This window comes from Saccharopolyspora hirsuta, from assembly GCF_008630535.1.
Taxonomy (GTDB): Bacteria; Actinomycetota; Actinomycetes; order Mycobacteriales; family Pseudonocardiaceae; genus Saccharopolyspora; species Saccharopolyspora hirsuta.
On record NZ_VWPH01000004.1, the window covers coordinates 114057 to 125009 of the forward strand.

Below are 10953 nucleotides of genomic sequence, written 5' to 3' on the forward strand. Positions count from 1 at the left end.
CCTCAGCACTCCACGATGTTGAGAGCCAGCCCTCCGCGGGCGGTCTCCTTGTACTTGTCCTTCATGTCCGCGCCGGTCTCGCGCATGGTCTTGATCGCCTTGTCCAGGGACACGTGGTGCGCCCCGTCGCCGCGCACGGCCATCCGGGCCGCGGTGATCGCCTTGACGGAGGCCACGGCGTTGCGCTCGATGCAGGGGATCTGCACCAGCCCGCCGACCGGGTCGCAGGTCAGGCCCAGGTTGTGCTCGATGCCGATCTCGGCGGCGTTCTCCACCTGCTCCGGGGTGCCGCCGAGGATCTCGGCGAGCCCGGCGGCGGCCATCGAGCACGCCGACCCGACCTCGCCCTGGCAGCCCACCTCGGCACCGGAGATGGACGCGTTCTCCTTGAACAGCAGGCCGATGGCGCCCGCGGTCAGCAGGAACCGCACCGCGTCGTCGTCGGTGAACCCGGGCAGGAACTTCCGGGCGTAGTGCAGGACCGCCGGAACGATCCCGGCGGCGCCGTTGGTCGGGGCGGTGACCACCCGCCCGCCCGCGGCGTTCTCCTCGTTCACCGCCAGGGCGAACAGCATGACCCACTCCATCGCGCGCAGTGCGTCGTTCTCGTCGGCGTTGGCCTCCAGCTGCGCGCGGAGCGCCGCCGCGCGGCGGCGGACCTTGAGCCCGCCGGGCAGCGTTCCCCCGGTGCGCGTGCCCCGCTCCACGCACTCGCGCATCACCGCCCAGATGTGCAGCAGCCCGGCGTGGATCTCGTCCTCCCCGCGCCAGGACAGCTCGTTGGCGAGCATGATGTCGCTGATCCGCAGCCCGGTCTCGCGGGTGAGGGCCAGCAGCTCGTCACCGGTGGTGAACGGGTAGCGCACCGGGGTGCTGTCCGCCACGAGCACCGGCCTGCCCGCCTCGTCCTCGTCGAGCACGAACCCACCGCCGACCGAGTAGTACTCGCGGCGGTCGAGCACCGCACCGGTCCCGTCGCGGGCTTCGAAGACCATGCCGTTGCTGTGGAAGTCCAGCCGCTTGCGGCGGTGCAGGACCACGTCGTCCTCGGCGGAGAACTCGATCTCGCGCTTGCCGCCGAGGCTGATCCGCCCGTCGGCGCGCACCGCCGCCACGGCCGGGTCGGCGGCCACCGGGTCGACCAGGTGGGGCTGCTCCCCGGCCAGGCCGAGCACCACCGCCTTGACGCTGCCGTGCCCGTGCCCGGTGGCGCCGAGCGAGCCGAACAGCTCGCAGCGCACGCGCGCCGTGCTTTCGAGGGCTCCCGACTCGCGGAGCCGGGTGACGAACAGGTAAGCGGCCCGCATCGGACCGACCGTGTGCGAGCTCGACGGTCCGATCCCGACCTTGAACAGGTCGAACACGGAGATGGTCATCTGCGGCTCCAGGGTCGCATCATCGCCCCTCAGATGTTGGACTAATATATCAATTTCATGCAAGAGTTGTGGGAAAGAAGTTCGGGTATGCCTCATACCGAATCCCAGGCCCTAAGATGAGGACCGTGACCACAGCCCCGCAGCAGCTCGAACCGCCGCCCACGTCGCTGGCCGAACGCGCCTACGCCGCGATCCAGGACCAGCTGATCATGCTGGACATCCCGCCGCTGGCGCCGATCGACGACCTGGCGCTGAGCGAGTCCCTCGGCATCGGCCGCACCCCCGTCCGCGAAGCGCTCAAGCGCCTCGAAGTCGATCGGCTGGTGATCTCCTACCCGCGGCGCGGCACCTTCGCGACCGGCGTGGACATCACCGACCTCGCCTACATCTCCGAGATCCGAGTGCAGCTCGAACCGCTGGCCGCCCGCCGCGCCGCCGAGCACGCCCCGAAGGTCATGCGCACCAAGCTCGCCGAGCTCGCCGACACCATCCAGGACAAGGACGTGCTGGCCCTGTCCCGCCACGAGCTGATGCAGTGGGACCTGCGGGTGCACCGCTCGATCTACCGCGCGGGCGGCAACCCCCACCTGGAAGACACGCTGGTGCGCTACAACAACCTCGCCACCCGCATCTTCTGCGTCTTCCTGGACCGCATCACGCACTTCGACCAGCACGTCGAAGAGCACGTCGGACTGCTGCAGGCGGTGGCCGCGGGCGAGCCCCGCAAGGCCGAGAAGATCGCCCGCGACCACGTGACCGGATTCGAGAAGGCGATCCGGGCGATCATCTGACCGCCCGGATCGCTCCCGCTCAGCCCTCGACGGCATCGAGCACCTTGAGCGCGTCGACCGCGGCCGCCACGTCGTGGACCCGCAGGACCTTCGCGCCGCGCTGCGCCGCCAGGACGGCCGCGGCGACCGAAGCGGCCTCCCGCTGGCCCACCGGTCGGCCGGTGATCTGCCCCAGCATCGCCTTGCGCGACAGCCCGGCCATCACCGGCACGCCGAGCTCGGCGAACACGCGCAGCGACCGCAGCAGGACCAGGTTGTGCTCCAAGGTCTTGCCGAAGCCGAAACCCGGGTCGACCACCACGTGGTCGCGCTGGATGCCCGCGCTCGCGCAGTCCTCGATCCGCTCCCGCAGGAAGTCCGCCACCTCGGCGAGCACGTCGGCGTAGCTGGGGTCCTGCTGCATCAGGTGCGGCGGCCGGAGCATGTGCGACAGGCAGACCGGCACGCCGAGCTCGGCCGCCGTCTCGACCGCACCCGGGTAGCGCAGCGCGCGCACGTCGTTGATCAGCGTCGCACCCGCGGCCACCGCGGCGGTCATCACCTCCGGGCGGGAGGTGTCCACGGACAGCGGAACCCCGGTGCGCCGCACCAGCTCCTCGACGACCGGGACGACCCGGTCCAGCTCCTCGGCAACGCTCGGCGGCCGGGCTCCCGGACGCGTGGACTCGCCTCCCACGTCGAGGACGTCAGCGCCCTCCTCGATCAGGCGGAGCCCGTGGTCGACGGCCGCACGGCGGTCCCGGTGGGCGCCGCCGTCGGAGAACGAATCCGGTGTCACGTTGAGGATTCCGCACACGAGCTTGCGCGGGCCGTGCAACATCCGCAGCAGGCGCGCGGCTGCGGTCGAAGGCGCTCCGGTGGTGGGCGGCCCGGTCACGCGGTGCTCCGCCACGCCGATTCGACGGTGTGCCGGAGCAGCAGCGCCGTGGTCACCGGCCCGACACCACCGGGCACCGGGGTCAGCCCCGCCGCCAGCCCGGTCACCGCCCTCTCGTCCACGTCGCCGACCAGTCCGCCGTCCTCGGTGGGATTGGTGCCGACGTCGATCACGACCGCGCCGGGGCTGATGTGCTCGGCGCCGATCAGGCCGATCCTGCCCACGGCCACCACGAGGACCTCCGCCTGCCGCGAGTGCGCGGCCAGGTCGCGGGTGTAGCGGTGGCACACGGTCACCGTCGCGTCGCGCCGCAGCAGCAGCTGGGCCGCTGGCCTGCCCACCACGTTCGACCGGCCCACCACCACGGCCCGGCGTCCGGACAGCGGGATCTCGTAGTGGTCCAGCAGTTCCAGCACCGCGGCAGCGGTCGCCGGTGCGAAAGCGGGCAGCCCGGCGCTGAGCCGCCCCAGCGAGACGGGGTTGGCGCCGTCCACGTCCTTCTCCGGGGCGATCGCGGCGGCCAGCTCTTCGAGGCAGGCCCCACCGGGCAGCGGGGTCTGCAGCACGATCCCGTGGACCGACGGCTCCTCGCTCAGTGCGGTGAGTTCGCCGCGGATGCGCTCCGGTGTCGCGTCCGCACCCAGATCCACCACGTCGCACCGGATCCCGGTCTTGGCCGCGGCTTTCGCGATCGAGCGCACGTACCAGGCGGTGGACTCGTCGTCGGTGGCGACGACGACCGCCAGGCGCGGCGGGGTACCGGCGTCGGTGAGCTCCGCCGCGGTGGCGGTGACCCGGGCCCGGATGTCCTTGGCCAGCTCGGCACCGCTGAGCACGGCCGTGGTCGTCTCGTCGGAGACGAGGGTCATCGCGCGATCACCTCCCGCACCGCCGCGGTGACCTTGTCGGCGCGGGCGGCGATGTCGTCGACGTCGGCGATGGCGGCGGTCAGCTCGGAGCGCTCCCCGGCACCGGTGATCCCGGCCAGGTTCACCTCGACGTTGACCCGCGCCGTGGTCGCCGCCGCGCGGGCGGCGTCCGCTGCGGCGGCGACATCGCTGATCACGTTGCGGTTTCCGATCGGCAGCAGCTGCTCGGCCAGGTCGACGACCTGACCGGCGACCGCCACCACCTTCGCGGGAACGCGGCCCGCCTCGACCAGCGCGGCCGCGATCGCCCGCGAACGCGCTGCCTTCTCGTCCTCTGTGGACCGCGGCAAGCCGTAGGCGTCGCTCACGGCACCGAAAGCCGCAGCGTCGTCCTCGGCCAGCGTCAGCGCGCGCTCGCGCAATTCGTCGGAGGCCTCCCGCACCGCGTTGACCGTCGCGGCGTGCTCCGCGTACTTCTCCCCGTCGCTGTACCGGGCGACCATCGCGGTCAGGGCAGCGGCCTGGGCGGCGTGCAGCGCAGCGCTCGCCCCACCGCCCGGGGCGGGGAGCCGAGCTGCGAGAGAGCCCAGGAACGTCTCGAGGGTGTCCATGCGCATGGCATCGGTCTTCCTGCTCGGCGGGCTGGGCCCGCAGGGGTGGGAGGGGTGCGCGGTCACCGGCCGCAGGACCGCGCACCCCGGTTCGGGGCCGTCACCGGCGGATGCGGGTCATCTCCGGGTCGACCAGCGGTTCGGCGGTGACGGTGGCGCGCACCTTCCGGTCGAAGTACTGGATCTCCACCGAGGTGCCCTCCACCGCCGACGCGGGCAGCCAGGCGTAGGCGATCGGCTTGCCGATCGTGTGCCCGAACGCCGCCGAGGTCACGTACCCGGCGGGTTCGCCGTCGAGGAACACCGGTTCGTGGCCCAGCACCACGCTCCGGCCGTCGTCGACGGTCAGGCAGGCCAGCCGCCGGGTGACGGATTCCGGGCTCAGAGCGGCGATCGCCTCGTACCCGACGTAGTCGGTCTTCTTCTTGTTCACCGCGAACCCGAGACCGGCCTCGTACGGGTTGTGCTCGGTCGTCATGTCCGCGCCCCACGACCGGTAGCCCTTCTCCAGCCGGAGGCTGTTGAACGCGGCCCGACCGGCGGCGATGACGCCCAGCGGCTGCCCGGCCTCCCACAGCGCGTCCCAGAGCCGCTGCCCGTACTCGGCGCTGGTGTAGATCTCCCAACCGAGCTCGCCCACGTAGGACAGCCGCATCGCGACGACGGGGATGCCCGCGATCTGGGCGTGCTTGAGGCGGAAGTACTTCAGCGCCTCGTGCGAGAAGTCGTCGCGGCTCAGCGGTTGCACCAGGTCGCGGGCCAGCGGCCCCCACACGCCGATGCAGCAGGTCCCGCCGGTGATGTCGCGCAGCTGCACGCTGCCGTCGTCCGGCGCCTGCCTGCGGAAGTGGTCCAGGTCGAGGTTGCCGTTGGCGCCGACCTGGAACAGGTTCTCGCCGAGCCGGGCGACGGTGACGTCCGAGCGGATGCCACCGGCCCGGTCCAGCACCAGCGCGTAGGTCACCGAGCCGACGGACTTGTCCATCTTGCCGGTGGTCAGCCGCTGCAGGAACGCGACGGCCCCGGGTCCGCTGACCTCGATCCGCTTGAGCGAGGTCATGTCGTACATGGCGACCGCGGTGCGGGTCTTCCACGCCTCCGCGGCGGCGATCGGCGAGTGGAACATCGCCGACCACGCGTCGCGCGACGGCGGCTGCCACTCCGGCGGCAGCTCCTTCACCAACCGCCCGTTGGCCTCGTACCAGTGCGGCCGCTCCCAGGCGTGCGATTCGAGGAAGAACGCGCCCAGTTCCCGCTGCCGCGCGTGGAACGGGCTGACCCGCACGTCCCGCGGGGAGAGCTTCGGCTGCAGCGGGTGCAGGACGTCGTAGACCTCCACGAAGTTGCGCTGCGAGGTCTCCTCGACGTAGGCGTCGGTGGTCTCGATCTCGTCGAACCGGTTGACGTCGCAGCCGTGCAGCTCCAGCTCGCTGCGGCCCTCGGTCAGCAGCTGCGCGACGGCGCGGGCCACGCCCGCGGAGTGCGTCACCCACACCGCCTCGGCGACCCAGAAACCGGCCAGGTCCGGGGATTCGCCGACGAGCGGGCCGCCGTCGGGGGTGAAGGACATGATGCCGTTGAACCCGGTGTCGATCTTCGCGTCCCGCAGCGACGGGAGCAACTCCTTGCTGTGCTCCCACGACGGCGCGAAGTCCTCCTCGGTGAACGGCAGCATCGACGGCATCGCCGCCTCGTCGCCCGCCTCCGGCAGCTCGGAGAGCTGCACGGGCATCGGCCGGTGGGCGTAGCTGCCGATGCCGAGGCAGTCGTTGTGCTCGCGGAAGTACAGGTCGCGGTCCTGGTGGCGCAGGATCGGCGACCGGGCCTCGATCAGCTTGTCGTTGCGGCCGACCAGCTCCGCGATCTGCCCGGTGCGCACGTACTGGTGGGCCAGCGGCAGCAGCGGCACCTTCATGCCGACCAGCTCGCCGAGGGCCTTGCCCCAGAAACCGGCGCAGGAGACCACGACGTCGGCCGGGATCTCGGTGCCGTCGTCCACCCGCACCCCGGTGACGCGGCCGCCCTGCTGGAGGACCTCCACGACCCGGGTGGAGCCGCGGAACACCACGCCGCGGGATTCCGCGCGGCGGATCAGCGCGGTGACCACGCGGGGTGCCTTGGCCAGGCCGTCGGTGGGCGTGTGGAAGCCGCCGAGCACGCGCTCGGGGTCGACCAGCGGGTGCAGCTCGGCGCACCGCTCCGGGTCGACGACCTCGCCCGGCACCCCCCACGAGGTGGCCCAGCCCTGCTTGCGGTGCAGGTCGGCGAGCCGCTCCGGGGTGGTCGCGATCTCGAGGCCGCCGACCTGGTTGAAGCACCAGGCGCCGTCCACGTCGAGGGACTTGAACTTCTCCACGGTGTAGGTGGCGAACTTGGTCATCGTCTGCGATCCGTTGGTCTGGTAGACGAGACCGGGTGCGTGCGAGGTCGAGCCGCCGGCCAGCGGCAGCGGCCCCTGGTCGAGGACGGTGATGTCGGTCCACCCGCGCTGGGTGAGCTCGTCGGCCAGGTTGGCACCGACGATCCCGGCTCCGATGACGACGACGCGTGGGGTGGTGCTCATGACGTCTCTCCTAACTGGACGGTCCGCGGTGACCGCTCGGAGGTGCCTGGGGGAGTGGGTCAGCGGAATTCCTGGGCCGCGTCGAGCAGCCAGTCCGCGAGGTAACCGGCGAACGACGGCCGGACGAACAGCCGGAAGTCGTCGCCGTCGCCGAGGGCGAGGATCAGCACCCCGGCCTGCCCGATGGTGGTCTGCGCGCACGATCCGCGGGGGAACGCCGAGGGGCGCAGGTCGATCGAGCACCCGAAGGAGAGCAGCTCGCGGGCCAGCTCGCCGCTCAACCGGATCGCGGTGCGCTGCGCGGAGACGTCCACGGCGGCGCCGTCGTGCTCGGCCACGACCTTGCCGAGCGAGTCCTCCAGCTCGTGCGGGCGGGAGATCTTGCTCGTCACCAGCCACTCGTCCGGGCCGAGCCAGATGGCCTGGCCCGCCGGGGTGGCGGTCCAGGTGTTGGGCTCGACGGGCAGCGCCGCGCCCAGCGCGCGCTCCACCGCCTCCGCCCCGGGACCGGTGGGGTCGATCCGCACGTCCGCTGCGGCCGCCGGTTCCTCGGGCTTGACCACCAGCCCGTCGATCGCCCAGGTCAGCTCCGCCAGCGCCGCGCGCCACGGTTCCAGCGGGTGCGTCGGGTGCAGGGTTTCAGCCATCGCGGCGTGCTCCTTCCGGGTCCACCAGCACGGTGTCGCCGATCTCGGCCTCGACGAGTCGGCCGTCCACCGGGACGTGCACGAGGTCGCCGATGCGGGCGCGGCCGTTCTTCACCAGCGCCAGGGCGAACGGCCGCCCGAGCTCGGCGCTGCGGTAGCTGGACGTGACGTGGCCGAGCATCGGGACCGGCGGCTCGGGCAGGGTGCCGTCCTCGCGGCGCTCCACGACCTGCGAGCCCTCGCGCAGCTTGGTGGTCCCGTCCGTCGGCAGCAGCGACACGAACTGCTTGCGCAGCGGGTTCTGGTTCTCCTGCCGGGAGAACGACCGCTTGCCGATGAAGTCGGTCTTCTTCTTCGACACCACCCAGGTCATGCCCAGGTCGTGCGGCGTGACGGTGCCGTCGGTGTCCTGCCCGATGATCGGGTAGCCCTTCTCCGCGCGCAGGACGTGCATGGTCTCGGTGCCGTACGGCGTGATGCCGAAGCTCTCCCCCGCCGCCAGCAGCCGCTTCCACAGCGCGAGCCCGTAGTGCGAGTTGACGTTGACCTCGTAGGCCAGCTCGCCGGAGAACGAGATCCTGGCGATGCGCACCGGAACCCCGTCGAGCTCGGTGTCCTTCCAGGACATGAACGGGAAGCCCTCGTTGGACACGTCCAGGTCCGGGAACACCCGGGCGAGCACGTCCCGCGAGCGCGGGCCGACCACCGGGAAGACCGCCCAGTGCTCGGTGACCGACGCCAGGTGCACGCGCAGCTCGGGCCACTCGGTCTGGAGCCACTCCTCCATCCAGTCCAGGACCGCGGCGGCGCCGCCGGTCGTGGTGGTGACCAGGAAGCGGTTCTCGTCGATCCGCAGCACCGTGCCGTCGTCGAAGACCATCCCGTCGTTGCCGCACATGACGCCGTAGCGCACCCGGCCGACCTTGAGCGTGCTCATCATGTTCGTGTAGAGGCGGTCGAGGAACACCGCGGCGTCCGGGCCCTGGACGTCGATCTTGCCCAGCGTGGACCCGTCGAGGATGCCGACCGAGGACCGCGTCGCGGCGCACTCCCGCAGCACGGCGGTCTCCATGTCCTCACCGGGCTTCGGGTAGTAGCGGGCGCGCTTCCACTGCCCGACGTCCTCGAACACCGCACCGGCTTCGACGTGCCAGGGGTGCACGGCGGTGATCCGCTCGGGGTCGAACAGGGTGCCGCGCTCCCGACCGGCCAGCGCGGCGAACGCGACCGGCGTGTAGGGCGGGCGGAACGTGGTGGTGCCCAGCTCCTCGATCGGGCGGCCGAGCAGTTCCGCGGTGATGCCCGAGGCGATCACGCCCGAGGTCTTGCCCTGGTCGTGCGCGGTGCCGATCGTGGTGTAGCGCTTGACGTGCTCCACCGAGCGCAGCCCGGCCCCGACCGCGCGGCCGATGTCGGTCACCGTGGCGTCGCGCTGGATGTCGACGAACTGCCGGTCCGGGTTCCCGGCGGTGCGCCAGAGCACCGCCGTCGGGGTGCGGGCCGGTTCCGCCCCGACCACCGGCGCCTCGTCCCCGGCTCCGTCGCGCACCACGTCGGCCAGGTCGAAGGTGCCGTTGGCCGCGCCGATCACGGTGACGCCGGGCAGGTTCCCGGCCGGGCGGAAGGCGCCGAGCGAGGCGTCGTAGGTCAGCGCGCCCCTGATGTGGCTGAACAGGTGGACGGCGGGGTTCCAGCCGCCCGAGACCAGCAGCAGGTCCGCGGGAATCCGCTCCTCGCCGTCGGCGTTGCGCGCGACCACCGCGCGGACGTGGTCCTCGCCCTCGGTCCCTGCGACCACAGTGGACGGACGAACCGAGATCCCCCGTTCCGCTGCCCGCGCCTCCCACTCCGCGGGCGGCGTGTCCCGGGCGTCGAGGACGGTCACCGCCGCTCCCGCGTCGGCCAGGTCCACGGCCGCGGCGTAGGCGGAGTCGTCGCTGGTGAAGACGACGACCTCGCGGCCCGCGAGCACGCCGTAGCGGTGCAGGTAGTCCCGCGCCGAGGAGGCGAGCATGATGCCCGGGCGGTCGTTGTCGTCGAACACGATGGGCCGCTCGTGCGCGCCGGTCGCGACGACGACCTTCACCGCGCGGATCCGGTGCACCCGCTGGCGGCTGCGGTGCGCGGGCGCGTCGGCGCCGAGGTGGTCGGTGCGGCGCTCCAGCGCGAGCACGAACCCGTCGTCGTACTGGCCGAAAGCGGTGGTGCGCTGCAGGTGCAGCACCTCCGGGTTGGCCGCCAGCTCGGCGACGACCTCCGCGGCGAACTCCAGCGCGGGCACCCCGCCGATCCGCTCGGTGCCGGTCAGGCTGCCGCCGGGGGTCGGCCGGTCGTCGACCAGCACGACGCTCTCCCCAGCCCGGGCGGCGCTGCGCGCGGCCAGCAGCCCGGCCGGTCCCGCCCCGATCACCAGGGTGTCGACGTGGGTGTGCTTGCGGTCGTAACGCGCCGGGTCGGGGACCTCGGCCAGCGTCCCCTGACCGTTGACCCCGCGGGCGACGAGCCCGTCGGTCAGCTCGACGGTGGCCGCCTGCAGCATCGGCTCCGGGAACGGCTCCTCGACCTGCACCAGCCCGGTCGGGTCCTCGACCCAGGCCGCCCCGATCCCGCGCGGCCGCCCCAGCTTCACGCTGGTGCCGATGCGGTGGACGCCGTTGGCCAGCAGGGCCGAGGCCAGCGTGTCCCCCGGGTGCCCGGTGTAGGTGCGACCGTCGAAGGTGAAGGTCAGCGTGCGGCTGCGATCAACGCGGCCATACCCCTCGATCCGACTCATACCAGTCCCGCCTCTCCGCGATGCAGTTCCGCCTCTCCGCGATTCACAGTGGTGGTTGCGTCCAGAGCGATCTCACGTTTGGCGGTTTCTTGTGGCTGGTTTGCGTCACGGTCCCCTGAGGTGCGGTTGGACTGGACTGAAGTTGGCACCTGACTGCTCCAGTGCGTCGTTGCGGGGACGGGTTCGCCGACCTTGTAGATGGCGAGGAACTCGTAGGTGCGGGTGTCCCGGACGGCGTTGAACCAGCGGCGGCAGCCCGCGCTGTGGCTCCAGCGCTCCGGGTACGGGCCCTTCTGGTTGTCGCGGTAGAACACGAACTCCGCCCACTCCTGGTCCGACAGGTCGGCGGGGTTGTCCGGGTAGGCGACGTCGGCTTGGCCGCCGTAGTGGAACTCGACCTCCTCGCGGGGGCCGCACCACGGGCAGTGGATCAGTTGCATGGCAGT

8 protein-coding genes and 1 pseudogene are annotated in these 10953 nt (G+C 72.0%); 1 reads left to right on the top strand and 8 read right to left on the bottom strand.

Annotation, left to right across the window (positions count from 1 at the left end; all coding sequences use genetic code 11):
- Nucleotides 1-2: 2 nt before the first annotated feature.
- Nucleotides 3-1376 (bottom strand): L-serine ammonia-lyase, encoded by a 1374-nt coding sequence (locus F1721_RS09160; protein WP_150066169.1) that lies wholly within the window; start codon nt 1374-1376, stop codon nt 3-5.
- Between the two features lie 116 nt (nt 1377-1492).
- On the opposite strand from F1721_RS09160, the gene F1721_RS09165 reads away from it, so the two are divergent.
- Complete coding sequence (locus tag F1721_RS09165; protein ID WP_150066170.1) at nt 1493-2167, top strand: GntR family transcriptional regulator; 675 nt, start codon at nt 1493-1495, stop codon at nt 2165-2167.
- Between the two features lie 19 nt (nt 2168-2186).
- Here F1721_RS09165 and folP read toward each other — a convergent pair whose 3' ends face one another.
- The 7 genes and pseudogenes from folP to F1721_RS34945 form a co-directional block, all read right to left on the bottom strand.
- Nucleotides 2187-3044 carry a dihydropteroate synthase gene (gene folP, locus F1721_RS09170; protein ID WP_342782926.1) on the bottom strand — a complete coding sequence of 286 codons (858 nt, stop codon included), beginning with the start codon at nt 3042-3044 and terminating at the stop codon, nt 2187-2189.
- A complete protein-coding gene (locus F1721_RS09175) occupies nt 3041-3913 on the bottom strand; it encodes a bifunctional 5,10-methylenetetrahydrofolate dehydrogenase/5,10-methenyltetrahydrofolate cyclohydrolase (RefSeq protein WP_150066171.1) in 873 nt (290 codons plus the stop codon). The genes folP and F1721_RS09175 overlap by 4 nt, the downstream gene beginning before the upstream one ends.
- Entirely contained in the window at nt 3910-4530 is a 621-nt protein-coding gene (locus tag F1721_RS09180; protein WP_150066172.1) for a cyclodeaminase/cyclohydrolase family protein, read from the bottom strand. The genes F1721_RS09175 and F1721_RS09180 overlap by 4 nt, the downstream gene beginning before the upstream one ends.
- Nucleotides 4531-4624: 94 nt before the next feature.
- Nucleotides 4625-7087 (bottom strand): GcvT family protein, encoded by a 2463-nt coding sequence (locus F1721_RS09185; protein WP_150066173.1) that lies wholly within the window; start codon nt 7085-7087, stop codon nt 4625-4627.
- 59 nt (nt 7088-7146) lie between these two features.
- On the bottom strand, nt 7147-7734 hold the full coding sequence (locus F1721_RS09190) for a sarcosine oxidase subunit gamma (protein WP_150066174.1): 588 nt from the start codon (nt 7732-7734) through the stop codon (nt 7147-7149).
- Nucleotides 7727-10507: a 2Fe-2S iron-sulfur cluster-binding protein gene (locus F1721_RS09195; RefSeq protein ID WP_150066175.1), complete on the bottom strand. Its 2781-nt coding sequence runs from the start codon at nt 10505-10507 to the stop codon at nt 7727-7729. Before F1721_RS09195 ends, F1721_RS09190 begins: the two co-directional genes overlap by 8 nt.
- Nucleotides 10508-10680: 173 nt before the next feature.
- Nucleotides 10681-10947 (bottom strand): annotated as a pseudogene (locus tag F1721_RS34945) (sarcosine oxidase subunit delta); the annotation flags it as partial.
- Nucleotides 10948-10953 lie beyond the last annotated feature (6 nt).

Bases quoted from the DNA above. Each gene is read 5' to 3' on its own strand.
- F1721_RS09165 (WP_150066170.1), top strand. From the start codon at position 1,493: ATGAGGACCGTGACCACAGCCCCGCAGCAGCTCGAACCGCCGCCCACG.
- F1721_RS09185 (WP_150066173.1), bottom strand. From the start codon at position 7,087: ATGAGCACCACCCCACGCGTCGTCGTCATCGGAGCCGGGATCGTCGGT.
- F1721_RS09160 (WP_150066169.1), bottom strand. From the start codon at position 1,376: ATGACCATCTCCGTGTTCGACCTGTTCAAGGTCGGGATCGGACCGTCG.
- F1721_RS09180 (WP_150066172.1), bottom strand. From the start codon at position 4,530: ATGCGCATGGACACCCTCGAGACGTTCCTGGGCTCTCTCGCAGCTCGG.
- F1721_RS09190 (WP_150066174.1), bottom strand. From the start codon at position 7,734: ATGGCTGAAACCCTGCACCCGACGCACCCGCTGGAACCGTGGCGCGCG.
- F1721_RS09175 (WP_150066171.1), bottom strand. From the start codon at position 3,913: ATGACCCTCGTCTCCGACGAGACGACCACGGCCGTGCTCAGCGGTGCC.
- F1721_RS09195 (WP_150066175.1), bottom strand. From the start codon at position 10,507: ATGAGTCGGATCGAGGGGTATGGCCGCGTTGATCGCAGCCGCACGCTG.